Below are 25,761 nucleotides of genomic sequence, written 5' to 3'. Positions count from 1 at the left end.
CGATTTCAGTACTTCCCAAGGGTGGCGCTGGCCAAACCGGGAAAGTCTGTAATCAGGCTGTCAACGCCGAAGTCAGCGAGCCTGCGCATGAGCGCGGGCTCATTGACTGTCCAGACAGACACGTGCAGGCCCTGATTCTGTGCTTTCTTCAGGCGCTCCGGCGTGCACAGCGTCCAGTTCAGCGCCAGTATTTCGCAGCCATAGCCCTGAGCCACTTTGAGTGGATCAAGCCAGGCGTATTCCGCCACCAGCCCGCGTGAGATGTCCGGCGTCAGCTCCAGAGCCGCGCGCAGCACTTCCCGAGAACTCGACGTGATGGTTACTTTGTCCAGCAACCCGTGGCGCTGAGCCATTTCGCGGATGGCCAGCACGGTCGTCGCCGCGCGGGTGCGTGACGCGCTTTTGACTTCAAGCTGCCAGTGGTCGAAGGGACACTGTTCGAACAGTTCTTCCAGACGAGGAATGGGGCAGGGCTGCACCCAGCCCGGTCCGCCCTTGCGCGCGTCGTAGGTGACCAGATCGGCGGCATCGTGTTCGACGACCTTGCCGCGCCGGTCGGTGGTGCGCTTGAGCGTCGGGTCATGGATCACCATCAGCTCGCCGTCGCGGGACAGATGCAGGTCCAGTTCGCAGCGTTTGACGCCGTGTTTGAGGCATTCCTGAAAGCTGGTGAGGGTGTTTTCCGGTGCTTCGCCCTTGGCGCCGCGGTGGCCGTAAATAATGGTCACAATCACTCCTTGGTACGCATAGCGCTGGAATAAGTCGAGCTGGAATCAGTTGGGCTTGACGTCTGGGTCACTTTGCTCACGGGCCAGGCGTCGCTGCGCGGCTTGTCGTTGCAGGATGTGTCGGGCAAGCAATTGGCGCTGGGCATCGGTGAGGTCGATCCACTCGCTGCCGACGTCAAAATCGCCGATGGCCAACGCATCGCAATGTGTCACCCGGGCGCGCAGCATCATCCCCGAAGCCTGGGGCATCAGCACCATTTTCACCGACAGCAAGGTGCCGGGCGGGAAGGGTTGAGGGGTCACGAATTGCAGACCGCCCTCGGACATGATCACGCGCTGGGGGGCGCCCAGCTTGCCCAATGCGGTGTGCGCAACCACTTGACCGAGCAGGTCGATGCGTTTGCTCATGGCCCGAAGGAAGCTGTTGGTGGTGCGGTCGCGATCATCCAGCTGACGCAGCAGGTGCTGGGATTCGAACTCGGCGACGTGCAATTCGCTCAGCAGATCGAACAGCGTGGAAGTGTCGTGATGGCCAGGTTCATCTCCCGTCTCTGGGCCGGCGATGCGGTTAATTTCCAGTGCGACGCTGTCCTCGATACGGTAGTATTCGCGGCGTTCTTCTTCATCTAGTGTCGGCATGGCGAACCCATGGTAGCGGCGATTGTCAGAGTGATTGCTCAAAATCATGGCTCGGCTTTTCGAGCATGATTCGGCGGTGATTCGAGTGTAAAGCCGCTGGCCCAGGCCCGCCACAAGGACGTTCCCATTCCTTCGAACAAGCCCCTAAATGTTCAGACCTCTTTTTGTATTTATCGGTACGCGCTACACCCGTGCCAAACGTCGTAATCATTTTGTCTCTTTCATTTCCCTGACGTCGATGATCGGCCTCGCCCTGGGCGTGGTGGTGATGATCGTCGTGCTCTCGGTCATGAACGGCTTCGACCACGAGATGCGCACCCGCGTGCTGGGCATGGTGCCCCACGCGACCATCGAGTCCGGCGAGCCGATCAATGACTGGCAGGCCCTGGCCGCCCGCGTCAAACAGAATAAACAGGTCGAAGCCGTTGCGCCGTTTACCCAGATGCAAGGCCTGCTGACCAACAACGGCAACGTGCAGAAGATCCTGCTCAACGCCATCGACCCGGCGCAGGAGCGCAAGGTGTCGATCATCGACGGCTTCATGAAGCAGGGCAGCCTCGACGATCTGGTCGCGGGCGGCTTCGGCGTGGTGATCGGCGACAAGGCCGCGACCAAGCTCGGGGTCGGCATGGGCGACAAAGTCACCTTCGTGTCACCCGAAGTCACCGTGACCCCGGCGGGCATGTTCCCGCGCATGAAGCGCTTCACCGTGGTCGGCATCTTTCATGTCGGCGCCGGCGAGCTGGACGGCTACCTGGGCGTTACCAACCTGCAGGATCTGGCGCGGCTGCACCGCTGGAAGCCGGATCAGGTGCAGGGCTTGCGCCTGAAGTTCACCGATCTGTTCAAGGCGCCGCGCACGGCGTACGACATCGCCCAGAATCTCGGCGAGCATCAGTATTACTCCCGTGACTGGACCCGCACCCACGGCAACCTGTATCAGGCGATCGGCATGGAGAAATCCATCATCGGCCTGCTGCTGTTGCTGATCGTGGCGGTGGCGGCGTTCAACATCATTTCCACGCTGGTCATGGTGGTCAACGACAAGCGCGGCGACATCGCCATTTTGCGCACCCTGGGCGCGACCCCGGGCCAGATCATGGCGATCTTCATGGTCCAGGGCACGGTTATCGGCGTGGTCGGAACATTGATCGGCGCCGGTGTCGGCATTCTTGCGGCGCTCAACGTCAGTTCGGCGATCTCGGCGCTGGAAGGCCTGATCGGTCACAAGTTTCTCAATGCGGATGTCTACTTCATCGACTATCTGCCTTCGCAATTGATGGCCCAGGACGTGCTGCTGGTATGCGGCGCGGCGCTGGTCCTGAGTTTCCTCGCCACCCTGTATCCAGCCTGGCGTGCTGCGCGCACCCAGCCGGCGGAGGCGCTACGTTATGAGTGAGTCGGGCATGAGTGATAAAGCTGTACTGAGCTGCCGCAACCTGGGCAAGTCCTACGAGGAAGGTCCGGAATCCGTGGTCGTCCTGTCGGGACTGCAACTGGAGTTGCACCCGGGCGAACGCGTGGCGATCGTCGGCAGTTCGGGGTCGGGCAAAAGTACCTTGCTCAACTTGCTCGGCGGCCTCGACACGCCGACCGAAGGCAGTGTCTGGCTGGCGGGCGAAGAGCTGTCGGCGCTGAACGAGAAAGCCCGCGGCCTGCTGCGCAATCGCGCCCTTGGCTTCGTCTATCAGTTCCACCACTTGCTGGCCGAGTTCACTGCGCTGGAAAACGTCTGCATGCCGCTGCTGATCGGCAAGACGCCGATTCCGGAAGCGCGTCAGCGCGCAACCGCCCTGCTGGAGCGGGTAGGGCTCAAACATCGACTGGCGCACAAGCCATCGGAGTTGTCGGGTGGCGAACGCCAACGGGTGGCGATTGCCCGCGCGCTGGTCAACCAGCCGGGTCTGGTCATGCTCGACGAGCCCACCGGCAACCTCGATTCGCATACCGCCCAAGGGATTCAGGACCTGATGCTGGAACTCAGCACGTCGTCGCGCACCGCGTTTCTGGTGGTGACCCACGACATGGCGCTGGCCCGGCAGATGGACCGCGTGTGGCGTCTTGAAGAAGGCCGTCTGGTCGAAGCCTGACCCGCACAACCGGTGCCTTTCGGGCATCGGCTTTTTACTTTCAGCTGCTTAGTTACGGTGCTCCACGAATGTTCAGACCGTTATCCATCTTTATCGGTACGCGCTACACGCGGGCCAAGCGTCGCAACCACTTCATCTCGTTCATTTCCATGACCTCGATGATCGGGCTGGCGCTGGGCGTGCTGGCGATGATCGTGGTGCTGTCCGTGATGAACGGTTTCCAGCAGGAAATGAGCTCGCGGATCCTCGGCATGGTTCCCCACGCGGTGATCTCCGGGGTGAAGCCGCTGGACGATTGGCAGCCGGCTGCCAAGGCATCGCTCAAGGATCCGCAAGTCACCGCCGCCGTGCCGTTCACTGAAATGGACGGCATGCTGTCGTACAAGGGGTCGATGCAGCCGATTCAAATCAACGGCGTCGATCCGGCGCTGGAATCCAAGGTCTCCATCGTGACCCAGCACATCGTGCAGGGCCGGTTGCAGGACTTGAAGGCGGGCGAGTTTGGTGTGGTGATCGGCGAAATCACCGCCCGGCGCTTTCGCCTGAACGTCGGCGACAAACTGACGCTGATCGTTCCGGAAATCAGCAGCGCCCCAGGTGGCATCACCCCGCGTTTGCAGCGTTTGACGGTGGTGGGCGTGTTCAAGGTCGGCGCTGAACTGGACGGTTCCATGGCCCTGGTGAACGTCGCGGATGCTGCGGTGATCCAGCGCTGGCAGCCCAATCAGGTGCAGGGCGTGCGCCTGGCGCTGACGGATCTGTACGCCGCGCCCCAGGTGTCCACGGCCATTGCCGCCGGACTCGGAGCGGACTACAAAGCGGATGACTGGACCCACAGTCAGGGCAGCCTGTTCAGCGCCATGAAGATGGAAAAGACCATGATCGGCCTGTTGCTGCTGATGATCGTTGCCGTGGCGGCCTTCAACATCATCGCCACGCTGATCATGGTCGTGAACGACAAGGGCGCCGACATCGCGATTCTGCGCACCATTGGCGCCACCCCCGGGCAGATCATGGCCATCTTCATGGTGCAGGGCACCGTCATCGGCATCGTCGGCACCGTCATCGGCGGTGTGCTGGGCGTGATCGCGGCGATCAACGTCAGTCAGATCGTCGGCTGGGTCGAGCGGGTGACAGGCCAGCACATCTTCACCTCGGACGTGTACTTCATCAGCAACCTTCCGTCGAAGCTCGAAGGCAGCGATGTGGCGCTGATCTGCAGTGCCGGCTTCATCCTCAGCTTTCTGGCGACGATCTACCCGGCCTATCGCGCCGCGCAGATTCAGCCGGCCCACGCCCTGCGCTACGAGTAGGAGAGGGATCAGGGGCTGACCCGCGGCGGGGAGCAATGACGCCACGGGTCTGGCGTCCGCGTGCAATATTCCCGGGCATGGCCAGGGGGCACGGTCGGTAAGTTGGCGATCAGTCAGTAAACGCTGAAAACCCGGGCCGAACCCGATAAACTTCGCGGCCTTGGTTTTTACAGCCGCTTTATTCAGGTTCAGGTCCCGCCATGCATCCCGCAGCCGAACACTCGCCGCTGGGCAAGTCCAGCGAATACATCGCCACGTACACCCCGTCTCTGCTGTTCCCGATCCCGCGCGCTGCCAAGTGGGCAGAGCTGGGCCTGACCGCCGAGACGCTGCCTTATCAGGGTGTCGATTTCTGGAATTGTTATGAGCTGTCCTGGCTGCTTCCGTCGGGCAAGCCGGTGGTGGCCATCGGTGAGTTCAGCATTCCGGCGGACTCGGCCAATATCATCGAATCCAAGTCGTTCAAGCTGTACCTGAACTCGCTCAACCAGACTGCGTTCGCGTCTGAAGCCGAGCTGATCGCCACGTTGCAGAAAGACCTCTCGGCGGCCGCAGGCAAGCCGGTTGGCGTCCGCGTTCGCAGTCTGAAGGACATCGAGGCCGAGGGTATCGTCGCGGTGCCGGGTGTGTGTGTCGATGACCTGGACGTGAGCATTTCAAGCTACGACCGCCCTCAACCCGAGCTGCTGCGCTGCGATGAGTCGCAAGTGGTGGACGACGCGCTGCACAGTCATCTGCTCAAATCCAACTGCCCGGTGACGAGCCAGCCAGACTGGGGCAGCGTCGCGGTGGAGTACCGTGGCGCGGCGCTGGATCACGCAAGTTTTCTGGCGTACATCGTCAGCTTCCGCCAGCATTCGGATTTCCACGAGCAGTGTGTGGAACGCATCTTCATGGACCTGAAGCGCTTGCTGAAGCCAGAGAAGCTGACGGTGTATGCGCGTTACGTGCGCCGCGGCGGGCTGGACATCAATCCGTACCGCAGCACGGAAACACTGACGCTGGAGAACGGGCGTCTCGCGCGGCAGTAACCTCTCGACCACTTTCTGCACGTTAACGCACTGTGGGAGTGACCGGGGTGGAACGCCATCCCCTTCACTCCCACTGAAGGGGACGGGATGATTCAGATCCCCATGCTGCCCAGGGTTACCAACACATTGCGCAGCGTGCCAGCGATGGTCGGGTGATCGACTTCAAACCGCTCGACCGCCAGGTTGACGCCATCGGCAATGCTCGGGTCCTGGGAGACGGTTTCGAGTTCGATCTGCGCCTGGATCTGCTCCATGACCTCAGTCAGGTTCCCGCGCTCTTCCAGCGTCAGCTGCGGATTTTGCTCAAGCTGCTCGCGCAACGTGTTGAGTTGTAGTTGCAAGTCACTGACGGACATGGGGTCTTCCTTAATGTGATGGGTCTCACGATGGACCGCAATGCGCAGGCAAAGGTCCTTACCGCTCTAGACTAATCCACTCCCGGCCGCCGTGCATGACCGCTGTCAGCTCAAGGCTTTTCCGACTTCTGCCGGCGCAGCGTGATATCCGCCAGGCAGGACTCCAATTCCCCCAAGTGATCGATGACCGAATGCGCGCCGGCGGCATACAGCTCAAGGGTGGCGCGGCCGCGACGGCGCTCGCGATCCAGGTCGCTCAGCGCTTCCCATTGCTCGGGTGACAAACCGCACAGCGGCCCGCAGGACGCGAGCCCGACCGTCCACAGCCCTGCGTTGATTCCGGCCATGAGCAGACGCGGATCACCGCTCACCATCACGCAGCCGTCCAGTTGCATGACGCCAAGGATCATCAGCGCATGCCAGCACGCATCAGGTGCTGGCCAGCGGTGGGTTGGCGGGGGCGTGGGCAAAATCAGGTTGCTCAGTGGCGCAGCCAGTTGATCGGTAACCGGGGAGGGGTACTCATCGATCCAGGCGCAGGGAATGCCGTGCTGCTTGAGGTACTTCAGTGCGTTGATCGCCCCGGGCGCCGGTGCTGCAAAGGATTGGACGTCATGGGAGGCGAGGGACTTGCCATCGGCGGCAAGCAGCGTGCGTGTCTGGGCGCCGAAGTCGACGAGGCATCCGCTGAGTCCGAACAACACAGCGGTGAACGGCGGAACAGCGACGGCAACCGGGGCGAGCATGGCATTCCCTCTCAAAGCCGTAGACGCTAAGGGATTGCCATGACAAATCGATGACTGGGCGATGACAGTGACTCGGGATGTTTATTGCCCTACAAAACCCTGACCATTTCAGCGACGTAAATAGTCACAGAAGGCTTTATACTCTCGCCTTTGGTTTGGGGCGTAGCGCCCGCTTCATTACTTTGACTGGGAGTCTCAGCTATGCCCGAGAACGGTGCTGGCTTTATTAATCGTCTGGTTCGAACGTGCGTCTGGGCCAGCCTGGCCGTGGCGCCGATGGCTGCAAACGCGGCAGACGAAGATCCGTGGGAAGGCGTCAACCGTGCGATTTTCCGTTTCAACGACACCGTCGACACCTATGCGCTGAAACCCATCGCCCAAGGCTATGAGTTCATCACGCCGCAGTTCCTCGAAGACGGCATTCACAACATGTTCAAGAACGTCGGCGAAGTGACCAACTTTGCCAACGACGTGCTCCAGGCCAAGCCTGAGGCCGCTGGCGTCGACACCGCGCGCCTGATCTTCAACACCACGTTCGGTCTGCTCGGCTTCTTCGACGTCGGCACCAAGATGGGCCTGCAGCGCAACGACGAAGACTTCGGTCAGACCCTCGGTCACTGGGGTGTTGCCAGCGGTCCGTTCGTGATGCTGCCGCTGTTCGGTCCCAGCACCGTGCGTGACGCATTCGCCAAATACCCTGACACCTACACCCAGCCTTGGCGGTACATTGATCACGTGCCGACGCGCAACACCGCGCTGGGCGTGAGTCTGGTCGATACCCGCGCCAGCCTGCTGTCGGCTGAAAAGCTGATCAATGGCGACAAGTACATCTTCATCCGCAACGCTTACCTGCAGAACCGTGAGTTCAAGGTCAAAGACGGCAAGGTCGTCGACGACTTCTGATTCAGCCGGTCCGCAAAACGATGCAAAAAAAGGCGACCTGAGGGTCGCCTTTTTATTTTCGCTATTTTTCGAAAATGTGACGGAGTTCCGGGCTGCCGTCACTTGATCTTCAAGATCGTCAGGCCCAGTCTCTGATCGCCGCCGTCGATGTCGGCAATCCACACCACCTCGGTGTCGGCCTCCAGGCCCTTGAGCGCAGCATGCTCGGAATCGATGCTCACGCTGATCTTGTCACCCACCTGAAACGAGCGCGGCGCCTGTATCTGCATGCCGGAGCTGGATAAATCCACGCACACCGCCGGGATAATCTGGCCGGCGTAGATCAGACTGATGTCCGCATCGACCCGCATGCGAATGTAATCCCGTTTTTCTTCGTAATCGCGATCGAGCTGACCCATGGCACATCCTTTGTTTTGATTGCTGATTTAACGGTTCTTATAACTCCGGGTGATTTGCGATGTAAAGACGCCGCTCGGCAGCCGGGCCACGCTTGAAACGCCAGGCGGATGGGAGTACCGTCTGCGCCTTGAAGGGCAGCTCTGTCATGTGAAGCGTTTGACCAAAAGTCCGCTACCTGAGCCAGAGAGGCTAGAAGCGAATCCAGTACGCGGGCTGACTGCAACCAGCCGCCTACGCCAACCTAATCTGGCGCCGTTTGCCCACATGCAAAAAACCAGTGCCACGCTGCTGATCATCGATGACGACGAAGTAGTGCGCGCGAGTCTCGCGGCCTATTTGGAAGACAGCGGTTTCAGCGTTCTGCAAGCCGGTAATGGCCTGCAGGGTCTCCAGACCTTCGAGCAGGAAAAGCCCGATCTGCTGATCTGCGATCTGCGCATGCCGCAGGTGGGCGGTCTCGAGCTGATTCGTCAGGTCACCAGCCTTGCGCCGGAAACCCCGGTCATCGTGGTGTCCGGCGCAGGCGTGATGAGTGATGCCGTCGAAGCCCTGCGCCTTGGCGCGGCCGACTACCTGATCAAACCCCTCGAAGACCTCGCAGTGCTTGAGCACTCGGTCCGACGCGCGCTGGATCGCGCACGCCTGCTCCACGAAAACCAGGAATACCGCCAGAAGCTGGAGACCGCCAACCGCGAGCTCGAGGCCAGCCTGCATTTGCTGCAGGAAGACCAGGACGCGGGGCGTCAGGTGCAGATGAACATGCTGCCTACCAGCCCTTGGGCCATTGATGCGTTCGAATTCGAACATGAGATCATCCCGTCGCTGTACCTGTCGGGGGATTTCGTTGACTATTTCCGGGTCGATGAGCGCCGTGTTGCGTTCTACCTGGCGGACGTGTCCGGCCATGGCGCGTCGTCTGCGTTCATCACCGTGCTGTTGAAATTCATGACCACGCGTCTGCTGTTCGAATCAAAGCGCGGCGGCAGTCTGCCGGAGTTCAAGCCGTCAGACGTGCTGGGCCATATCAATCGCGGACTGATCAGCTGCAAGCTGGGCAAGCACGTGACGATGGTGGGCGGCGTGATCGACGAAGACACCGGGCAGTTGACCTACAGCGTCGGCGGCCATTTGCCGCTGCCGGTGTTCTACACCCCGGGCGACACCCATTACCTGGAAGGCCGGGGTCTGCCCGTCGGGCTGTTCAACGAAGCGACTTACACCGATCACGTCATCGATCTGCCGGAGTCCTTTAGTCTGACGCTGCTGTCCGACGGCATTCTGGACCTTCTGCCAGGTGATACACTCAAAGAGAAAGAAGCCAGCTTGCCCGAACTGGTCAAGGCGGCGGGGGGCAGCCTGGATGGTCTGCGCCAAACGTTTGGATTGGCCACGCTAGGGGAGATGCCGGATGATATCGCCTTGTTAGTGTTGAGCAGGAACCTTTAATGAGTACCGGTAGAATCCAGTTCGCCGAGCAAGACGGCACATTCGTCCTCAAGTTTGTGGGTGAAGTGCGTCTGACACTGTGCTCGGCGTTGGATGCGACAATTGAACGGATCTTCACCTCGATGAACTTCTCGACGGTGGTCATCGATCTGACCGAAACCCGCAGCATCGACAGCACGACCCTCGGTCTGCTGGCCAAGTTATCGATCCTCTCGCGCCAGAAGGCCGGGTTGTTGCCGACGGTCGTCACCACCCACGAAGACATCACGCGCCTGTTGCAGTCGATGGGCTTCGATCAGGTGTTCAACATTGTCGGTCGGCCGATTCCGCGTCCTGAAGCGCTGAGCGATCTGCCGAGCCAGGATCAGTGCGAAGACGTGGTCAAGGCGAAGGTGCTGGAGGCCCACAAGATCCTCATGGGCTTGAACGATTCGAACCGCGAAGCCTTCCGCGATCTGGTCAACGCACTCGAACACCAGTAACACGCCTCGGTCCTGAACCGAGGCATTAAAAAAGGGCGGCACCTGTGAGGGTGCCGCCCTTTTTACATGCCTGACGCTTTACGCTTTGGCCGACAGCATTTTTTCCAGTGCCACTTGGTCACGGGCGAACTGACGGATGCCTTCGGCCAGTTTCTCGGTGGCCATGGCGTCTTCGTTGGAAGCCCAGCGGAACTGGCTTTCGTTGAGGGTCACGCGCGCCTCGCCACCGTTGCCCGGCTTGAGTTTCTGCGCCAGCGTGCCGTTGTCTTCTGCCAGTTTCTGCAGCAGGTCAGGGCTGATGGTCAGACGGTCGCAGCCGGCCAGTTCTTCGATCTGGCTGAGGTTGCGGAAGCTGGCGCCCATGACCACGGTCTTGTAATCATTGGCCTTGTAGTAGTTGTAGATGCGGGTCACCGACTGCACGCCCGGGTCTTCTGCACCGACGTAGTCTTTGCCTTCGGCTTTCTTGTACCAGTCGTAGATGCGACCTACGAATGGCGAGATCAGGAACACGCCGGCATCGGCACAGGCCTGGGCCTGGGCGAAGGAGAACAGCAGGGTCAGGTTGCACTGGATGCCTTTCTTTTCCAGCACTTCAGCGGCCTTGATGCCTTCCCAGGTTGACGCCAGCTTGATCAGGATGCGGTCGCGACCGATGCCGAAATCTTCGTACAGACCGACGATGCGGTCGGCGCGTTCGATGCAGGCCTGGGTGTCGAACGACAGGCGTGCGTCCACTTCGGTGGAGACGCGGCCCGGGACCACTTTCAGAATCTCGCGGCCAATGGCGACGGCGAAACGGTCGCTGGCGACGTTGATGTCGTTGTTGCTGCCGGTGAACGCCTCTTTCAACCGATCGCTGTTGCTGTCGCTGGAAGCGGCCTTGAGCAAGAGGGAAGGGTTGGTGGTGGCGTCGACGGGTTTGAGTTTTTCGATGGCAGCGAAGTCGCCGGTGTCGGCAACGACGGTGGTGAATTGCTTGAGTTGTTCCAGCTTGGAAGTCATGAGCGTGCTCTGTCCTGTGGTTGTGCTGACATTACCCGAGCGCCGCCGGTCACTCAAGGGCGTAAACCGCGACAGACACGCCGGTTTAGACGCCTGCGTTTGCGCAAACGTCGCGCCTGCGCGTCAGCCATGATCCGGGCGGTGCGAGCTTTTTAAAAGGGCAGCGCGGGGTCATGGTCTGTCGGTTCCCGAGGAGGGCGGATACTCGATCCAGACTGGTTGGAGCCCGGACCGCCCGGGATGTTCCCGGCGCCCGGCATCTTATCCGCTGACGGTCGGGGGCCGAGCGAGGGAGAGGGCGCTGATGCGGCTTGTGCTTCTGAACCCGCACCGTCTGAATCAGCGGGCGGGCGTGTCGCCGCAGTCGCTGTCCACCGATTTGATCAGCGTGGTGCGGTCGAAGACCTCCAGATGCACCTGACACGTGGCGTCAGCCGGCAGCGTCAGGCTCACGCTGTTTGCCGCGACGCCGTTCTGCAGGTCGCCCTGCTGGTTGATGGCCGAGGTGCCTTGGGCGCTGTTCTGCCTGACGGTCATTCGGTATTGCAGCGTCAGCGGGGCAGGATTCTCGAGGTGCGGGCGGATCACCACCGTCGAGCCGCTGCGCTGGGCGTCAACCGTCACCACCAGCTGCGTGAAATCCATCATCAAGGTCACCGTTGGGTCGCGCTTGCGTTCATGTTGTCGCCGAACTGCTTGATGGAGACGGCGCCGCCCGATCCGGCCTGGGTAACGCTGGCCTGGTTGGCCTGACCGTACTGCCCGACGAAGGCCTGATTGTAGGCGCCGGTCTGCACCACGCTTGCGGCGTTGTCGGTGCCGTTCTGCATCACGCCGGTCTGGTTGTTGTTGCCCGACTGGCTGACCTGCGCGGTGTTCGCTGTGCCGTACTGCTGGGCGGTGAGCGCGTTGTTGACGCCGCTCTGGTTGACCACCGCCTGGTTGCGACTGCCGGTCTGGCTCACGGCCTGATTCTGTCGGGCCCCGCTTTGATCGACGCGCGCAGTGTTATAGGCGCCGATCTGCAAGATGGTGGCGACGCTGTTGCCGACGGTGATGTCCGCGTAGCGTGCTTCGCGCACCAGATCCTGCGCCTGGGCGAGCGTGCCGGTGAGCAGCAGTGCCGCTGCGACCCAGCCGAATCCTTTAGCGTTGCGTTCCATTTTTCTCTCCTGTGGCAACGATGTCCTTGTCCGCGTCAGCCAGCGGCAAGGTGGTCATCTGTTCGTCGTAGCTCTGCAGGTAACTCTGCAGCAGCGGTTTGTTCAGGTCAGTGGGATTTTTCAGGTTCCAGCTACCGTCCCGCGCACCTTGGGCAATCATGTGGATCAACGCCGTCTCGATGGCTTCGCGAACGCATTGCTGCACGGGCTCGTTGCGTGACACGCCGGTCTCCACCTCCAGCAGGTGCTTGAGGGAGACAAAACGGAAGATGCCGAAATCGACCTGGATCGAGAATATGGTCTTGGTGGTGGTGATGCTCTGGATGATGTCACCGGTGCGGATGTCCACCGCCCTCAGGTTGACGGTCACCTGATCCTGACGGTAAAGCTCCGAGGGCCCGACACCCAGATAGCGAACGCCGATGCCGCCGGTGCGCACATTGCTTTCGTAGGCGACGATGGCGCCTTCGATGATCATGTTCGCCGGTCGCAGCGCAGGCAGTTGCACCTGGGCCTGGTCCTGGGGCTGCTCCAGGGCGCGGATGATTTTGCGCTCGGTCAGCAGGTCCTGAAGGTTTTCGCGTTCCACCGGCTTGAACCAGCGTGAGTCCCGCAGGGCGCTGATCAGCAGCGACGCGGCGCCCTGGGTCACCGAGGTGGAAAACGAGCTGTCGGGGGACGGTTTGTATTGCCCGGTCTGGTCGCGCAGGCCGTACACCGCAACGCTGATGGGGCCAGCGGGCGGCGGCAGGTGAGTCAGGTCACGCAGGCTCTGGGTCGCAGGCGACAGCGTGGCCGGGGAAATGGTCGCGGCAGGGCGGGACGTGGTGCAGCCGGCAATCAGCATGACGGCGGTGACGATCAACATGAGGGGGCGGACGCGCATTCTTTTTCTTCCCGCAAGAAAACCCCGCCAGAACCTGGCGGGGTACACCATCTTAGTGTTGGTAGATCGTTGCCACGTTGCCGCTGCCGCCGGTCTGGCTGACGTTGGCGACCATGTTGTTGCCGGACTGAGTCAGGCGAACGGCGTTGGTGGAGAGGTAAGTGCCGGTGCCGGTCTGGCTCACAGCCGCGCGGTTGTTGTTGCCGGTCTGCAGCAGCGTATCTTCGTTGTTAAGGCCGGTCTGGGTGCTGGACGCGTAGTTGTTGTTGCCGTTCTGCTGGACGTCGGCGTTCAGCAGAGAGCCGTTCTGCGAAACGGAAAGCGTGTTGAAATCGCCGCGCTGTTGAGCCTTGGCTGTGGTGACGAGGGTGTCGTTCTGCTGGATCGAGCCGACGTTGTAGTTGCCGTTCTGTTGCAGAGTGGCGGACACCTGCTGGGCGTTATGCTGTTGCGAAACAATCCCGGTATTGCTGTTGCCCGCCTGGGTGACGCTGCTGGTGACGGTGTTGTTATTTCTCTCTTGCGAAACAGTCGCCAGGTTGTAGCTGCCGGCTTGGGAGACAGTCGTGCCGACGCGCGTGCTATTGCCGATCTGCGAAGTGCTGGCGGTGTTGTTGTTACCGCCGCCCTGGGTGATGGAGGCGCTGGTGCTGTGGTTGCTCTGTTGATCAATGCTGGCTTTGCTGTAGCCGCCGGACTGATCCAGGCTGGCGATCTGCGGCTGAGGGCCGCCGCCGTTCTGAGTGATGGAGCCGGTATTGTTGTTCCCGGCCTGTTTGGCGCTGCTGAGGTTGTAGTAGCCGGTCTGATTGATCGTCAGGTTGCTGTAAGTGGCCGTCTGGTTGATAGCGCCTGCGGTGTTACGGCCGCCGTTCTGATTAACGGTGACAGTGGACTGGGTGGCGCCGCGTTGCTCGACGTTCAGTCCGTTGTCAGAACCTGCCTGGGTGGTGTTGACGGTGCTGGAGTCGGCCATGGCCGCACCGGAGACAGCAAACAGGATGGCCAGAGACAGTAAGGATTTGCGTGCTTGCATGGTGATCTTCCTTATTCAGTTGGGTAGTGGGGTGTTGCGGGGTAGCGGGTGCGACGGGTGTTACGGTTGATTCACTTGAAACTGGGTGGTCTGGCCGGTGTTCTTGTCGGTGGTGACGATCTGCAGCAGGCCGCCTTGCAGGTTGGTGATTGCGATGCGGAAGTCAGTGGTTTCGACGGTGCCCGGCACCAGTTGGCCGTTGGTACCGACGATGCTGGACGTGACCGCCGACGACACCCGGCTGAGGATGGCGCTCTGCAACATGCTGTTGAACTGGGTCAGCGCGGTCTGCCCGGCGTAGGCGCCGGACGATGAAGACTTTTCGACGTAATGGTTTTGCGCCTGCGCCTGATTGAGCAGCACCGGGCCGTTCAACGGATTGCCGCCAAATGACGGGTTGTTCGGGACATACGCCAGTTCGCTGGCCTGGACGCCTGACCCCATGCCGGCCATCAAGGCGAGGCTGGCAACAACCACCAAACTGCGGTTAATAGTGAGTGCTTTCATAGCTCGTCTCGTCCCATGTCCGGGTCGCCAAAGAATTGTGCCAATTGATAATCAAGGATGCCCTGATACACCTGGCCGGCCGCGTCGGCGGCAATGGCCGGAATAAGCGTTCGATTGGGTGGCAGGAACATTTGAAATAACCGGCGATTGCCGTAATCCACGAATACCTGGCTGCCTAAACGCGCCGTGGGCCGCTCGGTAATAGTGACGGTGAATGTTTCCGCTTCATCTTTCTCACGCCAGGTGTTTGCGAAACTGTCATAAAACGTTCGGCCTGCCAGCGTCATGGTCTGCCCGATCACAATACCGCCGACGTCACGATGGTTAAGCGTCCGGTGTTGTTCAACCGTCGCGGAAGTATTCACGCTGGGCTGAGCAAGCGCCGTGGTGGCGGCGCACAGAGGCAGCAGCCATAGGCCGATGAACTTAAGGGTTGTCATGTTTGTACGTTCGTGTGTGCAGGTTGTTACTTGTTATATCTCAATAAAAATACTTTGCCAGTGGTGAGTTAAAATAAAGTTCATTTATTTTGTTGGCGTCAACTTCCTTTCTTATTTAAATAACCCTGTTTAAAGAGTAGTGGATTAACCACGTTGCGAATTAATGGCGTCAAAGAATCCAACGGGCGATGGCGTTAATAACGCCAGCGTCTATGGGCGTGTAAAAAGCGTGTTTTAAAAGGCGGTTGTTAGCGTGCTAATGTTTAGTAGCGTCGCTAAGTGTAGGACTGTGCGGTATCGCTTAAGTTGTTATAAGTTCTGAACACTTGGGTCATTAATGTCAGGATGGAACCGGTTCTGCAGAGGGTGTCTTTTCAGCCGGATCGGCTTCAGCCTGGCGGGCGAGCTGTTAGAATGCGCGTCCCCCTTCGCCCGACCTGCTAATTGCGCCCATGTTGCCTATCACAGAACCCCGTACCGACCGCCTTCCGTCCGAGCCCTCACGGCGTTTTTCCGTGGCCCCGATGATGGACTGGACGGACCGTCACTGCCGTTTCTTCCTGCGTCTGCTGTCGAAAAATGCGCTGCTGTACACCGAAATGGTGACCACCGGCGCGTTGCTGCACGGCGATACCGAGCGCTTTTTGCGCCATGACGAAACGGAGCATCCGCTGGCCTTGCAGTTGGGCGGCAGCAACCCGGCCGACCTTGCTGCCAGCGCGCGTCTGGCGCAGGCCGCGGGGTACGATGAGGTCAACCTCAACGTCGGTTGCCCGAGCGATCGCGTGCAGAACAACATGATCGGCGCGGTGTTGATGGGGCATCCGCAGTTGGTGGCCGATTGCGTCAAGGCCATGCGCGACGCCGTGACGATTCCGGTGACCGTCAAGCACCGCATCGGCATCAACGGCCGCGACAGTTACGAGCAGCTGTGCGAGTTCGTTGGCACCGTTCGCGACGCCGGCTGCACGAGCTTCACTGTGCATGCACGTATCGCCATTCTCGAGGGCCTGTCGCCCAAGGAAAACCGTGACATTCCGCCGCTGCGTTATGACATCGCCGCGCAGTTGAAGCAGGACTTCCCCGAACTGGAGATCATCCTCAACGGCGGCATCAAGACCCTGGAGCACTGCCAGGCGCACCTGAACACCTTCGACGGCGTGATGCTTGGCCGCGAGGCGTATCACAATCCCTACCTGCTGGCCGGCGTGGACCGCGAACTTTTCGGCAGCGACGCCCCGCAGATCACCCGCGCCGAAGCCCTGGCGCTGATGCGCCCCTATGTGGAAGCGCACCTACGCGACGGCGGCTCCATGCACCACATCACCCGCCACGTGCTGGGCCTGGGCACCGGCTTCCCCGGCGCGCGAAAATTTCGGCAGATGCTCTCGGTGGACATTCACAAGACGGACGATCCGCTGGGGTTGCTGGATCGGGCGGGGGAGTTGCTGGAGGGGCGGTGAGTTCGGAGCGCCTACAGGCTCCCGGAGTCCGGATTGTCAGCGGTCACCAATTTGCGCGAGGCCGCTGTCTTGTATGAAAAATCCCGAGGATCTGCAGTCGGTCGCCGACAAGTCGGTACGGTATCAAATAGGACCAATTGGGTACCGCCCATTCCCGCGTATTCTTAACCCGACCCTCACGGCCCATACCGGGAAACAAAGCCAAGTTATCGACGCTCGCGAAAATGGCATCGGCGAAATCATCAGCGGCGTCCGGGTTCTCCAGCGCAATGTAATCGGCTTCATCCTTGAGATTCTTGAGGGCTTGTTCCAGCCACTCAACTCGCATCCCGACCCCAGCGCCGGGCGCGCATCGCCGCGACTTGCTGGTCGCTCGCGAATTTTCCTTCGTTTGCCTCAATCACCGCTTGCTCGATCTGAGTGGTCAGGGTCTTTTCGTGTTCGATGTAGTCACGAAGGACATCCATCGCCAGATAGCTTGCGCTCTGGCCATGGGCCTTTGCGAGGTCGGCGAGGGAGTTGGATAGGTCTTCCGGGAGGTTCAGCGATAGTCCGGTCATGGCAACCTCGACATTGAGTGGTGGGCCGTATGTTACACCGTCGTCCTGAATCGAGAACCGGCAGGTTGTCGCGAGGCGTGTACGACAGATCCAGGATTTACCGGTCCGGCGCTCCAACTTGCTGGCGAAGGCACTTGTCCAGGCATGAACGTGTGAGCTTACACAGCCGGTTCGCCAGCAAGCCGGCCCCTACAGACTCGAGTGTAGTGAAAGTCGGTGTGGTTAAGCACTCACCGTCGTCCCGCCCGCGTGCTCACATCCACCCACACCGCCAGCACCAGAATGCTGCCCTTGACGATCATCTGCCAGTAGCTGTCGACGTCGAGCATGGACATGCCGTTGTCGAGGCTGGTGATGACGAGGGCGCCGAGCAGGGCGCCGTAGACGGTGCCCGAGCCGCCGCGCATGGAGGTGCCGCCGATGAAGCAGGCGGCGATGGCGTCGAGTTCACCCATGTTGCCCGCCGACGGCGAACCCGCAGCCAGGCGCGCGGTGTTGACCAGGCCGGCGAGGGCGCACATGACGCCCATGATGCCGAAGATCCACAATTTCACCGCCTGCACATTGATGCCGGAAAGCCGCGTGGCTTCCATGTTGCTGCCCACCGAGTAGATGCGCCGGCCGAACACGGTCTGGGTGGTGATGTAGCTGAACACGCCGAGCAGGACCAACAGCAGCAGGACCGGCACCGGAATCCCGTCGTAGCTGTTCAGCGTATAGACGAAGCCCGCCAGGACGGCGCCAATCGCCACGACCCGCACCACATCCCGAACCAGTGAATGGGCCGCCAGCCCGTGCAAAGCGCGGTTGCTGCGCTGACGCCAGGTCAGGAACAGCGTCAGCGCGAAGAGCAGCACGCCAAGCACGATCCCCACCAGCGGCGGCAGATACCCCTGGCCGATGTAGACCAGCTCCGGCGACACCGGCGCAATGGTGGTGCCGCCGGTGATCCCCAGCAGAATGCCGCGAAACGCGAGCATGCCGCCCAGGCCGACGATGAATGACGGGATGCGCAGGTACGCGGTCATGCAGCCGTTGGCCAGCCCGATCAACAGCCCGCAGCCGGCGACGATGCACAGGTTCAGCGGCAGCGGCAGGTGGTAGACCACGTCGAGAAGCGCCGCCACGCCGCCGAGCAGGCCGAGCAACGACCCCACCGACAGATCGATCTCACCGCTGATGATCACAAGCACCATGCCGCAGGCCAGAATCCCGGTGATCGACATCTGCCGCAGCAGATTGGACAGATTGCGCGGCGTCAGAAAGCCTCCGTCGGTCTCCCAGCTGAAGAACAGCCAGATGACCGCGATGGCGATCACCAGTGCGAGCATTTTGTAGCGGGTGAACAGTTGCTTGAGCTGATTCATTGACGCGCGTCTCCCACAGCACCTGGCCGGTCGTTATTGTTTTTGTTGTGCGCAGTGTCGCCGGACTGACTGAGTGCGGCCGCGAGCACCTGTTCCTGGGTCAGCCCTTCGTTGATGAAGTCCCCGCGCAGCTGGCCGTCGCCGATCACCAGCACCCGGTCGGAGACGCCGAGCACTTCGGCCAGCTCCGACGACACCATGATGATCGACACGCCGCTGGCCGCCAGCGCGCCCATCAGTTTGTAGATTTCGTATTTGGCGCCGACGTCCACGCCGCGGGTGGGCTCGTCCAGAATCAGCACCCGCGGCTTCGTCAGCAGCATCTTCGCCAGCACGGCTTTTTGCTGATTGCCGCCAGAGAGGCTGGTGATCGGCAGGAACGGGCTCGCGGTCTTCAGGTGCATGCGCGCGATTTCCTTGTCGATGCTGCCCAGCTCGGCTTCGGCGTCGATTCGCGTCAGGTGGGCGAAGCTGTCGAGCACGGCGAGGGTGATGTTCTGACCGACGCCAAGGTCGGGAATGATGCCTTGGCGTTTGCGGTCCTCGGGGACCATGCACAGCCCCGCGCGGATGGATTTGAGCGGTGTGCGCGTGTCGATGGCTTTACCGTCCAGCCACACTTCGCCGATGTAGCGTCCCGGGTAAGCGCCGAACAGTGCCGAGACCAGTTCGGTGCGGCCGGCCCCGACCAGCCCGGCGATGCCGAGGATTTCCCCGCGCCTGAGCACGAAGGAGATGTCGTCCACGCGTTTGCGCTTCGGGTTGTCGACGTCGTAGCAGGTGACGTGGCGCGCCTCGAAAATCACCTCACCGACGCTGTGGGGTTCGGTGGGGTAGAGGTTGCTCATCTCGCGGCCGACCATCTGCGTGATGATGCTGGGAATGTCCATGTCGGCCATGGCCGTGGTCGCGATGTGTTTGCCGTCGCGGATCACCGAGATGGTGTCGCAGACGGCAGCGACTTCATCGAGCTTGTGGGAAATGTAGACGCAGGCGACGCCTTTGGCTTTGAGATCACGAATGATGTCGAGCAGGACGTCGATTTCCGAGCGGGTCAGGGCCGAAGAGGGTTCGTCGAGGATCAGCAGTCGCGCCTGCTTGTTCAGCGCCTTGGCGATCTCCACGAGTTGCTGATAGCCGCCGCCGTATTGCGAGACCGGCAGGGCGACGTTCATGTCCGGCACTTTCAGTTCGCGCATCAGGGCTTCGGCGCGGTGAATCATCGCCGGGTAATTCATCCGCCCGCCCGGCAGGGTCAGTTCATGGCCCATGAAGATGTTTTCCGCCACCGACAGGTCGGGGACGAGGGTGAGTTCCTGGTGAATGATGACGATCCCGGCGGCCTCGGTTTCGCTGATGGATTGCGCCTTCAGCGGCTGGCCGTCCCAGAGGATTTCACCCTCCCAGGTGCCGTGGGGATAGACCGCCGAGAGGACTTTCATCAGGGTCGATTTGCCGGCGCCGTTCTCGCCGCACAGGCCGACGCATTCGCCGGCCCGCACCTTGATGTCGATGCCATTGAGCGCCTTGACGCCGCCGAAGGATTTGACGATGCCGTTCATTTGCAGCAGATAGTCGGACATGGCGCGGTATTCCAGGACAGGCCGGAGTTCTTGTGCAGGAGCGCGGCGTGTCCCGCGACCGGCTTCGAATCAGTCGTAAATTCAGCAGACGCGTTGTGTCAGGCAAACCACAGTGTCAGGTTTTACGACGGGTTCCCCGCCGCTCGCGGGACAAGCCACGCTCCTACAGGTGTCGGTGCAGGGGTCACACTGCAGCTATGGCAATCTGCAAAAAGTGATCACTTCCCGGCGATCTGATCCTTGGTGTAAAACCCGTCCTTCTCCAGCAGATCGATGTTGTCCTTGGTCAGCGGCGTCGGGGTCAGGAGGATGGTGTCGACCTTCTTCGTGCCGTTGTCGTACTGCGAGCTGTACGTAGGCTTTTCATTGCGCGCCAGTTGCACGGACAGTTTTGCCGCTTCCGAGGCAATGAGTTTCAGCGGTTTGTAGACGGTCATGGTCTGGGTGCCGTCGATCACGCGCTTGACCGCTGCCAGGTCGGCGTCTTGCCCGGAGATGGGCACCTTGCCGGCCAGCTTCTGCGCGGCGAGGGCCTGAATCGCGCCGCCGGCGGTGGCGTCGTTTGAGGCGACGATGCCGTCGATCTTGTTGTTGTTTTTGGTCAGGGCGTTTTCGACGATGCTCAGGGCTTCGGTCGGGTTCCATTCCTTGACCCACTGCTGGCCGACAATCTTGATGTCGCCCTTGTCGATGGCTGGCTGCAGCACTTTCATCTGGCCTTCGCGCAGGACCTTGGCGTTGTTGTCGGTGGGTGCCCCGCCGAGCAGGAAGTAGTTGCCTTTCGGGGCTGCCTTGAGCACGCCCGCCGCCTGCATTTCGCCGACTTTTTCGTTATCGAAGGAGATATAGGCGTCGATGTTGGCGTTGAGGATCAGCCGGTCGTAGGACACCACTTTGATGCCGGCCTTCTTGGCTTCAGCGACGGCGTTGGTCAGCACGGTGGCGTTGAACGGCACGATGACAATGACGTCGACGCCGCGGGAGATCAGGTTTTCGATCTGGGAGATCTGTTTGCCTTCGTTGGCATCGGCGGACTGTACGTAGACCTTGGCGTCCATTTTCTCCGCTGCCGCGACGAAGTAATCGCGGTCCCGGGCCCAGCGTTCGAGGCGCAGGTCATCGATGGAAAAGCCGATTTTCGGATGGGCCGAATCGGCCATGACGGGCAGGCTGAGCAGGGCCAGAGCACTGGCGAGCAGGGTGGTCTTGAAACTCTTCATGGGGTTGCGTCCTGTTATTTTTGTTTAAAGACACTTTTCGAGCATGTATGGGTTTGCCGGTGGAACTGTAGATACTGGCCGCGCGCCGCGAGCAGGGAATTGTCGTGAGAATGTAACCAACGCAATTCCCTTAGTAGGACCGGCTTTAGCCGGGAAGCTGTTGGCGTCACACCGCAAGATGAATGTTGCACGCATTGGCCTCTTCCCGGCTGAAGCCGGTCCTACGAAAACCATCGCGTCCATCCAGCGGATTTGGCGTTGACCTCGACTGTAGGACCGGCTTTAGCCGGGAATGCGTCAGTCGTCACGCTGCAAATGTGAGGGTGCTACCACTGGCCTCTTCCCGGCTGAAGCCGGTCCTACGAAAACCACCGCGTCCATCCGACGGCATTGGCGATGACCTCGGTTGTAGGACCGGCTTTAGCCGGAAAGCTGTTGGCGTCACACCGCAAGATGAATGTTGCACGCATTGGCCTCTTCCCGGCTGAAGCCGGTCCTACGAAAACCACCGCGTCCAGCCCGCGGATTTGGCGTTGACCTCGACTGTAGGACCGGCTTTAGCCGGGAAGCTGTTGGCGTCACACCGCAAGATGAATGTTGCACGCATTGGCCTCTTCCCGGCTAAAGCCGGTCCTACGAAAAGCATCGCGTCCATCCAGCGGATTTGGTGATGACCTCGCCGGTCCTGCATGGGAATCGCGGGCGCCTGCTGTCAGGGATAGATAAACCGGTTCACCACGCCTTCGAGCATTTCCTGGCGGCCGCTCCCGGCCTGCGGGTTAAGTTCGTTGTCCATGGCGTGCTGCGCCAGAGAATCCAGGCTGAAATCCCCCGACAGCACGGCGCGCCCGAACGGTTGGTCCCAGCCGGCGTAGCGCTGGTCCTTGAACGCTTGCAGCTTATCGTCCTGAATCATCGCAGCAGCCCGTTCCAGCGACAGCGCGAGGACGTCCATGGCCGCGACGTGGCCGTAGAACAGATCGATTTCGTCCAGGCTCTGCCGGCGCACTTTCGAATCGAAATTGTAGCCGCCGTTCTTGAAACCGCCGGCCTTGAGAATTTCGTAGGTGGCCAGGGTCAGCTCTTCGACGCTGTTGGGGAACTGATCGGTGTCCCAGCCGTTCTGCGGATCACCGCGGTTGGCGTCGATGCTGCCGAAGATGCCGAGGGACGCCGCGGTGGCGATTTCATGGTGAAAACTGTGGCCGGCGAGGGTGGCGTGGTTGGCCTCGATATTGACCTTGATCTCTTTCTCCAGGCCGAACTGTTGCAGAAAGCCGAACACCGTGGCCGTGTCGTAATCGTACTGGTGCTTGGTCGGCTCCTGGGGTTTGGGCTCGATCAGCAGGTCGCCGGTAAAACCGATCTTGTGTTTGTGCTCGACCACCATGGCCATGAAGCGGCCCAGTTGCTCGCGCTCGCGCGCAAGGTCGGTATTGAGCAGCGTCTCGTAACCCTCGCGGCCACCCCACAGCACGTAGTTCGAGCCCTTGAGCCGATGGGTCGCGTTCATCGCGCTGAACACCTGAGCGGCGGCAAAGGCGAACACTTCCGGGTCCGGATTACTCGCAGCGCCGGCGGCGAAGCGCGGGTTGCTGAAGCAATTGGCGGTGCCCCACAGCAGCTGAATGCCGCTCCGTTCCTGATGGCGTTCGAGTTCGTCGACCATCTGCGCGAAGTTGCGGCTGTACTCTTTCAGACTGGCGCCTTCGGGGGCGACGTCGGTGTCGTGGAAACTGTAGTAGTCGATGCCCAGCTTGGAGAAGAATTCGAATGCTGCATCGGCCTTCAAGCGCGCCAGCTCCATGGCGTCCCCCGGTTTGACCCATGGCCGCTTGAAGGTGCCGACGCCGAACATATCAGCGCCGGGCCAGACGAAGGTGTGCCAGTAGCAGGCGGCCATGCGCAGGTGTTCGCGCATGGGCTTGCCGAGGATGATCTTGTTGGCGTCGTAATGGCGGAAGGCGAGGGGCGACTCGCTGCCGGGGCCTTCGTAGCGAATGGTGTCGACATCGGGGAAGCAGGGCATCGGGGTTTCCTTATTATTCTTGCCAGCGTTGACGGGCGATGTGTGATTGCCTGTGTGCCGATACTAGCAACGGCCCCGTCCGCGCCGATTGCGAAAATCACCAACTCGGTGTTCGATTTTGAGTATTGAGATTCCCCCGGCGCAGGCCTAGTCTGTGCCGACTCGCTTCACAGGCCCGGGGAACAATAATGAAAACCGTCCCGCCCGCTCACCGCATCGCGCTGTTGTTCAACGGCGGCAAGATCTACGACCGCGGCATCATCACCGGCATCGGCAATTACCTGAGCAGCACCCGCGCGACCTGGGATCTGTTTCTGGAAGAGGACTTTCTCTGCCGCCTGAAGGGCATCGAGCGCTGGCAGGGCGACGGCATCATTGCCGACTTCGACGATCCGCTGATCGGCGAGGCGCTGGCCGGCAGCACCTTGCCGGTGGTGGCCGTGGGCGGTTCCTACGAGGACGAGCGGGCCTACCCGAAGCACATTCCCTACGTGGCCACCGACAACTTCGCCCTGATCAAGCTGGCCTACGAGCACCTGATCGAGGCGGGTCTGACGCGCTTCGCCTGTTTCAGCCTGCCGGAAGCCCAGAGCAATCGCTGGGCCCAGGAGCGTGAGAAAGCCTTTCGCCGGCTGTTGCAGCGTGACGGTCTGTACGGCGAGGTCTATCGCGGTCTGAGCACCAGCGCGCCGTTGTGGGACAGCGCCGTCGAACAGCAGATCACCTGGCTGCAAAGCCTGCCCAAACCCATTGGCATCATCGCCGTCAGCGACGCCCGCGCCCGGCAGTTGCTGCAAGCGTGTCTGACGGCCGGCATTGCGGTGCCCGAGCAGGTGGCGCTGATCGGCATCGACAACGACCCGCTGACCCGCACCCTGACGCGGGTGCCGCTCAGTTCGGTGACGCAAGGCACCCAGCTGATGGGGCGCACGGCGGCGCAGTTGCTGCACCAGATGCTCCACGGCATGCCCTCGACCGCTCGCCAGATTCTGGTGCCCCCCGAGGCCATCAACGTTCAGGCCTCCAGCCTGCATCAGCCGCTGGGGAACCCTTACGTCATGCAGGCGCTGCATTTCATTCGCCAGTACGCGTGCCAGGGCATCAAGACCGCCCAGGTCGCGGGCTACGTCGGCATTTCCCGTTCTTCCCTGGAATCACACTTTCGCAAGGAACGCGGCTGCAGCGTGCATGACGAGATTCTGAGCTTCAAACTGACTGCCGCCGCTTCAGGGCTGAAACACGGTGACTCGGCCATCGCCGACATCGCGCAAAACTGCGGCTTCAAGTCCGCGCAATACCTGCACACCGTGTTCCGCCGGGAGTTCGGCTGCACCCCTCGCGAATACCAGCAGGGCGAGGCAGCACCGCTTCATTGAATTGCTTTAGCGCGTCTCGTTTGGGGCGCGTCTGTCATAACAACGACAACATCACAGGAGTCATCGATGCATCCGATTCGTTTAGGGCTGGTGGGTTACGGCAAGATCGCCCAGGACCAGCATGTGCCGGCGATCCACGGCAGTGACCGCTTTGAGCTGGTGGCTGTGGCGACGCTGGGCCAGCACTGCCCGGGCGTGCCCAATTTCAGCTCCCTGGCTGAACTGCTGGCCGAAGGACCGGCGGTGGACGCCATCGCCTTTTGCACGCCGCCCCAAGGGCGTTTTGCGCTGGTTGAACAGGCGCTGAAAGCCGGCAAACACGTGCTGGTGGAAAAACCGCCGTGCTCGACCCTCGGTGAAGCCCTTGCCCTGATCCACGGGGTCAATGCAGCGGGCGTCAGCGGGCTGTTCGCCTGGCATTCACGTTTCGCCCCGGGCGTGGGCAACGCGGTGCAATGGCTTGAAGGCAAGACCCTCAAACAGGTGCGGATCGACTGGAAAGAGCAGGTGCGCAAATGGCACCCGGGCCAGGCGTGGATCTGGCAGGCGGGCGGGCTGGGCGTGTTCGATCCGGGGATCAACGCGTTGTCGATCGTCACCGAACTGCTGCCCCGCGCGCTGTTCGTCGAATCGGCGAACCTCAGCGTGCCGAGCAACTGCCAGTCGCCGATTGCGGCGTCGTTGCAGATGCGCTCCGGTGAGAACGTGCAGGTGATTGCCGAACTGGATTTCGATCACAGCGTCAACGAGCAGTGGAGAATCGAGCTGCAATGCGACGAGGGCGTGATGCGTCTGGACGCGGGCGGCGCGCAGGTCAGCATCGACGGCGTGACGCAGGCCGTATCGGAGGAGGGCGAGTACCCGGCGATGTACGGGCACTTCGCGCGCCTGATCGACGGGGGCAAGAGCGACCTGGATCTGCAGCCGCTGCGCATCGTCGCCGACAGTTTTTTTGTCGGCAGTAAGGAGACGGTAGCGGCGTTTCACGAGTAA

The 25,761-nt window shown here is 61.2% G+C and carries 28 protein-coding genes; 10 read left to right on the top strand and 18 right to left on the bottom strand.

Annotation, left to right across the window (positions count from 1 at the left end; genetic code table 11):
* Nucleotides 1–5: 5 nt before the first annotated feature.
* Both IFT99_RS18815 and IFT99_RS18810 read right to left on the bottom strand, forming a co-directional pair.
* Nucleotides 6–728 carry a glycerophosphodiester phosphodiesterase gene (locus IFT99_RS18815; RefSeq protein ID WP_065989601.1) on the bottom strand — a complete coding sequence of 241 codons (723 nt, stop codon included), beginning with the start codon at nt 726–728 and terminating at the stop codon, nt 6–8.
* Nucleotides 729–773: 45 nt separating this feature from the next.
* On the bottom strand, nt 774–1,367 hold the full coding sequence (locus IFT99_RS18810) for a PilZ domain-containing protein (protein ID WP_065989706.1): 594 nt from the start codon (nt 1,365–1,367) through the stop codon (nt 774–776).
* Between the two features lie 148 nt (nt 1,368–1,515).
* Here IFT99_RS18810 and IFT99_RS18805 point away from each other — a divergent pair, with 148 nt between their 5' ends.
* From IFT99_RS18805 to queF, 4 genes are all read left to right on the top strand, one after another.
* Nucleotides 1,516–2,766 (top strand): lipoprotein-releasing ABC transporter permease subunit, encoded by a 1,251-nt coding sequence (locus IFT99_RS18805; RefSeq protein WP_065989603.1) that lies wholly within the window; start codon nt 1,516–1,518, stop codon nt 2,764–2,766.
* Between the two features lie 7 nt (nt 2,767–2,773).
* A complete protein-coding gene (lolD, locus tag IFT99_RS18800; protein WP_166650625.1) occupies nt 2,774–3,457 on the top strand; it encodes a lipoprotein-releasing ABC transporter ATP-binding protein LolD in 684 nt (227 codons plus the stop codon).
* A gap of 68 nt (nt 3,458–3,525) precedes the next feature.
* Nucleotides 3,526–4,770: a lipoprotein-releasing ABC transporter permease subunit gene (locus IFT99_RS18795; protein ID WP_065989608.1), complete on the top strand. Its 1,245-nt coding sequence runs from the start codon at nt 3,526–3,528 to the stop codon at nt 4,768–4,770.
* Between the two features lie 200 nt (nt 4,771–4,970).
* Nucleotides 4,971–5,801 (top strand): NADPH-dependent 7-cyano-7-deazaguanine reductase QueF, encoded by an 831-nt coding sequence (gene queF / locus IFT99_RS18790; RefSeq protein ID WP_192134244.1) that lies wholly within the window; start codon nt 4,971–4,973, stop codon nt 5,799–5,801.
* 92 nt (nt 5,802–5,893) lie between these two features.
* Here queF and IFT99_RS18785 read toward each other — a convergent pair whose 3' ends face one another.
* A complete protein-coding gene (locus tag IFT99_RS18785) occupies nt 5,894–6,157 on the bottom strand; it encodes a DUF4404 family protein (protein WP_065989610.1) in 264 nt (87 codons plus the stop codon).
* Between the two features lie 110 nt (nt 6,158–6,267).
* Nucleotides 6,268–6,903: an HAD family phosphatase gene (locus IFT99_RS18780; RefSeq protein ID WP_192134243.1), complete on the bottom strand. Its 636-nt coding sequence runs from the start codon at nt 6,901–6,903 to the stop codon at nt 6,268–6,270.
* A 201-nt stretch (nt 6,904–7,104) separates the two neighbouring features.
* Here IFT99_RS18780 and IFT99_RS18775 point away from each other — a divergent pair, with 201 nt between their 5' ends.
* Nucleotides 7,105–7,806, top strand: coding sequence for an MlaA family lipoprotein (locus tag IFT99_RS18775; protein WP_192134241.1), 702 nt, complete (start codon nt 7,105–7,107; stop codon nt 7,804–7,806).
* 98 nt (nt 7,807–7,904) lie between these two features.
* On the opposite strand, the gene IFT99_RS18770 is transcribed toward IFT99_RS18775, so the two are convergent.
* Nucleotides 7,905–8,204, bottom strand: a complete 300-nt coding sequence (locus IFT99_RS18770) for a PilZ domain-containing protein (protein ID WP_065989616.1) — start codon at nt 8,202–8,204, stop codon at nt 7,905–7,907.
* Nucleotides 8,205–8,469: 265 nt separating this feature from the next.
* On the opposite strand from IFT99_RS18770, the gene rssB reads away from it, so the two are divergent.
* Complete coding sequence (rssB, locus tag IFT99_RS18765) at nt 8,470–9,651, top strand: two-component system response regulator RssB (RefSeq protein ID WP_192134238.1); 1,182 nt, start codon at nt 8,470–8,472, stop codon at nt 9,649–9,651.
* Nucleotides 9,651–10,133, top strand: a complete 483-nt coding sequence (gene rssC / locus IFT99_RS18760; RefSeq protein ID WP_037009276.1) for an anti-sigma factor antagonist RssC — start codon at nt 9,651–9,653, stop codon at nt 10,131–10,133. The genes rssB and rssC overlap by 1 nt, the downstream gene beginning before the upstream one ends.
* 78 nt (nt 10,134–10,211) lie before the next feature.
* Here rssC and tal read toward each other — a convergent pair whose 3' ends face one another.
* From tal to IFT99_RS18725, 7 genes are all read right to left on the bottom strand, one after another.
* Entirely contained in the window at nt 10,212–11,138 is a 927-nt protein-coding gene (gene tal / locus IFT99_RS18755) for a transaldolase (RefSeq protein WP_192134236.1), read from the bottom strand.
* A 339-nt stretch (nt 11,139–11,477) separates the two neighbouring features.
* A complete protein-coding gene (csgH, locus tag IFT99_RS18750) occupies nt 11,478–11,786 on the bottom strand; it encodes a curli-like amyloid fiber formation chaperone CsgH (RefSeq protein WP_065989708.1) in 309 nt (102 codons plus the stop codon).
* 5 nt (nt 11,787–11,791) lie between these two features.
* On the bottom strand, nt 11,792–12,301 hold the full coding sequence (locus tag IFT99_RS18745) for a curlin-associated protein (RefSeq protein WP_065989623.1): 510 nt from the start codon (nt 12,299–12,301) through the stop codon (nt 11,792–11,794).
* Nucleotides 12,285–13,187 (bottom strand): CsgG/HfaB family protein, encoded by a 903-nt coding sequence (locus tag IFT99_RS18740; protein WP_065989627.1) that lies wholly within the window; start codon nt 13,185–13,187, stop codon nt 12,285–12,287. The genes IFT99_RS18745 and IFT99_RS18740 overlap by 17 nt, the downstream gene beginning before the upstream one ends.
* 52 nt (nt 13,188–13,239) lie before the next feature.
* The gene (locus tag IFT99_RS18735) at nt 13,240–14,223 is read right to left on the bottom strand and encodes a hypothetical protein (RefSeq protein WP_065989631.1); all 984 of its coding nucleotides are present in this window, start codon (nt 14,221–14,223) and stop codon (nt 13,240–13,242) included.
* 60 nt (nt 14,224–14,283) lie between these two features.
* Nucleotides 14,284–14,730 (bottom strand): curli assembly protein CsgF, encoded by a 447-nt coding sequence (locus tag IFT99_RS18730; protein WP_197986036.1) that lies wholly within the window; start codon nt 14,728–14,730, stop codon nt 14,284–14,286.
* Complete coding sequence (locus tag IFT99_RS18725) at nt 14,727–15,170, bottom strand: CsgE family curli-type amyloid fiber assembly protein (RefSeq protein WP_192134234.1); 444 nt, start codon at nt 15,168–15,170, stop codon at nt 14,727–14,729. The genes IFT99_RS18730 and IFT99_RS18725 overlap by 4 nt, the downstream gene beginning before the upstream one ends.
* 452 nt (nt 15,171–15,622) lie before the next feature.
* Here IFT99_RS18725 and dusA point away from each other — a divergent pair, with 452 nt between their 5' ends.
* The gene (gene dusA, locus IFT99_RS18720; RefSeq protein ID WP_192134232.1) at nt 15,623–16,633 is read left to right on the top strand and encodes a tRNA dihydrouridine(20/20a) synthase DusA; all 1,011 of its coding nucleotides are present in this window, start codon (nt 15,623–15,625) and stop codon (nt 16,631–16,633) included.
* A gap of 43 nt (nt 16,634–16,676) precedes the next feature.
* Here dusA and IFT99_RS18715 read toward each other — a convergent pair whose 3' ends face one another.
* The 6 genes from IFT99_RS18715 to xylA form a co-directional block, all read right to left on the bottom strand.
* Nucleotides 16,677–16,961 (bottom strand): type II toxin-antitoxin system RelE/ParE family toxin, encoded by a 285-nt coding sequence (locus IFT99_RS18715; RefSeq protein ID WP_192134230.1) that lies wholly within the window; start codon nt 16,959–16,961, stop codon nt 16,677–16,679.
* Complete coding sequence (locus tag IFT99_RS18710; protein WP_192134228.1) at nt 16,951–17,193, bottom strand: CopG family ribbon-helix-helix protein; 243 nt, start codon at nt 17,191–17,193, stop codon at nt 16,951–16,953. Before IFT99_RS18710 ends, IFT99_RS18715 begins: the two co-directional genes overlap by 11 nt.
* Nucleotides 17,194–17,423: 230 nt before the next feature.
* On the bottom strand, nt 17,424–18,560 hold the full coding sequence (locus IFT99_RS18705; protein ID WP_192134226.1) for a sugar ABC transporter permease: 1,137 nt from the start codon (nt 18,558–18,560) through the stop codon (nt 17,424–17,426).
* A complete protein-coding gene (gene xylG / locus IFT99_RS18700) occupies nt 18,557–20,143 on the bottom strand; it encodes a D-xylose ABC transporter ATP-binding protein (RefSeq protein WP_244657015.1) in 1,587 nt (528 codons plus the stop codon). The genes IFT99_RS18705 and xylG overlap by 4 nt, the downstream gene beginning before the upstream one ends.
* 218 nt (nt 20,144–20,361) lie before the next feature.
* Nucleotides 20,362–21,363, bottom strand: coding sequence for a D-xylose ABC transporter substrate-binding protein (gene xylF, locus IFT99_RS18695; RefSeq protein WP_192134224.1), 1,002 nt, complete (start codon nt 21,361–21,363; stop codon nt 20,362–20,364).
* Between the two features lie 712 nt (nt 21,364–22,075).
* A complete protein-coding gene (gene xylA, locus IFT99_RS18690) occupies nt 22,076–23,392 on the bottom strand; it encodes a xylose isomerase (protein WP_192134222.1) in 1,317 nt (438 codons plus the stop codon).
* A gap of 188 nt (nt 23,393–23,580) precedes the next feature.
* Here xylA and IFT99_RS18685 point away from each other — a divergent pair, with 188 nt between their 5' ends.
* Both IFT99_RS18685 and IFT99_RS18680 read left to right on the top strand, forming a co-directional pair.
* Nucleotides 23,581–24,768, top strand: coding sequence for a XylR family transcriptional regulator (locus IFT99_RS18685; RefSeq protein ID WP_065989647.1), 1,188 nt, complete (start codon nt 23,581–23,583; stop codon nt 24,766–24,768).
* 66 nt (nt 24,769–24,834) lie between these two features.
* Nucleotides 24,835–25,761 (top strand): Gfo/Idh/MocA family protein, encoded by a 927-nt coding sequence (locus tag IFT99_RS18680; RefSeq protein WP_192134220.1) that lies wholly within the window; start codon nt 24,835–24,837, stop codon nt 25,759–25,761.

The organism is Pseudomonas sp. CFBP 8772 (genome assembly GCF_014841665.1).
In the GTDB taxonomy this organism is placed as follows: domain Bacteria; phylum Pseudomonadota; class Gammaproteobacteria; order Pseudomonadales; family Pseudomonadaceae; genus Aquipseudomonas; species Aquipseudomonas graminis_B.
The sequence above is the reverse complement of the archived record's forward strand: the minus strand, read 5'-3'. Positions and strand labels throughout refer to the sequence as shown.

Bases quoted from the DNA above. Each gene is read 5' to 3' on its own strand.
- IFT99_RS18810 (WP_065989706.1), bottom strand. From the start codon at position 1,367: ATGCCGACACTAGATGAAGAAGAACGCCGCGAATACTACCGTATCGAG.
- IFT99_RS18805 (WP_065989603.1), top strand. From the start codon at position 1,516: ATGTTCAGACCTCTTTTTGTATTTATCGGTACGCGCTACACCCGTGCC.
- lolD (WP_166650625.1), top strand. From the start codon at position 2,774: ATGAGTGATAAAGCTGTACTGAGCTGCCGCAACCTGGGCAAGTCCTAC.
- IFT99_RS18795 (WP_065989608.1), top strand. From the start codon at position 3,526: ATGTTCAGACCGTTATCCATCTTTATCGGTACGCGCTACACGCGGGCC.
- queF (WP_192134244.1), top strand. From the start codon at position 4,971: ATGCATCCCGCAGCCGAACACTCGCCGCTGGGCAAGTCCAGCGAATAC.
- IFT99_RS18785 (WP_065989610.1), bottom strand. From the start codon at position 6,157: ATGTCCGTCAGTGACTTGCAACTACAACTCAACACGTTGCGCGAGCAG.
- IFT99_RS18780 (WP_192134243.1), bottom strand. From the start codon at position 6,903: ATGCTCGCCCCGGTTGCCGTCGCTGTTCCGCCGTTCACCGCTGTGTTG.
- IFT99_RS18775 (WP_192134241.1), top strand. From the start codon at position 7,105: ATGCCCGAGAACGGTGCTGGCTTTATTAATCGTCTGGTTCGAACGTGC.
- IFT99_RS18770 (WP_065989616.1), bottom strand. From the start codon at position 8,204: ATGGGTCAGCTCGATCGCGATTACGAAGAAAAACGGGATTACATTCGC.
- rssB (WP_192134238.1), top strand. From the start codon at position 8,470: ATGCAAAAAACCAGTGCCACGCTGCTGATCATCGATGACGACGAAGTA.
- rssC (WP_037009276.1), top strand. From the start codon at position 9,651: ATGAGTACCGGTAGAATCCAGTTCGCCGAGCAAGACGGCACATTCGTC.
- tal (WP_192134236.1), bottom strand. From the start codon at position 11,138: ATGACTTCCAAGCTGGAACAACTCAAGCAATTCACCACCGTCGTTGCC.
- csgH (WP_065989708.1), bottom strand. From the start codon at position 11,786: ATGATGGATTTCACGCAGCTGGTGGTGACGGTTGACGCCCAGCGCAGC.
- IFT99_RS18745 (WP_065989623.1), bottom strand. From the start codon at position 12,301: ATGGAACGCAACGCTAAAGGATTCGGCTGGGTCGCAGCGGCACTGCTG.
- IFT99_RS18740 (WP_065989627.1), bottom strand. From the start codon at position 13,187: ATGCGCGTCCGCCCCCTCATGTTGATCGTCACCGCCGTCATGCTGATT.
- IFT99_RS18735 (WP_065989631.1), bottom strand. From the start codon at position 14,223: ATGCAAGCACGCAAATCCTTACTGTCTCTGGCCATCCTGTTTGCTGTC.
- IFT99_RS18730 (WP_197986036.1), bottom strand. From the start codon at position 14,730: ATGAAAGCACTCACTATTAACCGCAGTTTGGTGGTTGTTGCCAGCCTC.
- IFT99_RS18725 (WP_192134234.1), bottom strand. From the start codon at position 15,170: ATGACAACCCTTAAGTTCATCGGCCTATGGCTGCTGCCTCTGTGCGCC.
- dusA (WP_192134232.1), top strand. From the start codon at position 15,623: ATGTTGCCTATCACAGAACCCCGTACCGACCGCCTTCCGTCCGAGCCC.
- IFT99_RS18715 (WP_192134230.1), bottom strand. From the start codon at position 16,961: ATGCGAGTTGAGTGGCTGGAACAAGCCCTCAAGAATCTCAAGGATGAA.
- IFT99_RS18710 (WP_192134228.1), bottom strand. From the start codon at position 17,193: ATGACCGGACTATCGCTGAACCTCCCGGAAGACCTATCCAACTCCCTC.
- IFT99_RS18705 (WP_192134226.1), bottom strand. From the start codon at position 18,560: ATGAATCAGCTCAAGCAACTGTTCACCCGCTACAAAATGCTCGCACTG.
- xylG (WP_244657015.1), bottom strand. From the start codon at position 20,143: ATGTCCGACTATCTGCTGCAAATGAACGGCATCGTCAAATCCTTCGGC.
- xylF (WP_192134224.1), bottom strand. From the start codon at position 21,363: ATGAAGAGTTTCAAGACCACCCTGCTCGCCAGTGCTCTGGCCCTGCTC.
- xylA (WP_192134222.1), bottom strand. From the start codon at position 23,392: ATGCCCTGCTTCCCCGATGTCGACACCATTCGCTACGAAGGCCCCGGC.
- IFT99_RS18685 (WP_065989647.1), top strand. From the start codon at position 23,581: ATGAAAACCGTCCCGCCCGCTCACCGCATCGCGCTGTTGTTCAACGGC.
- IFT99_RS18680 (WP_192134220.1), top strand. From the start codon at position 24,835: ATGCATCCGATTCGTTTAGGGCTGGTGGGTTACGGCAAGATCGCCCAG.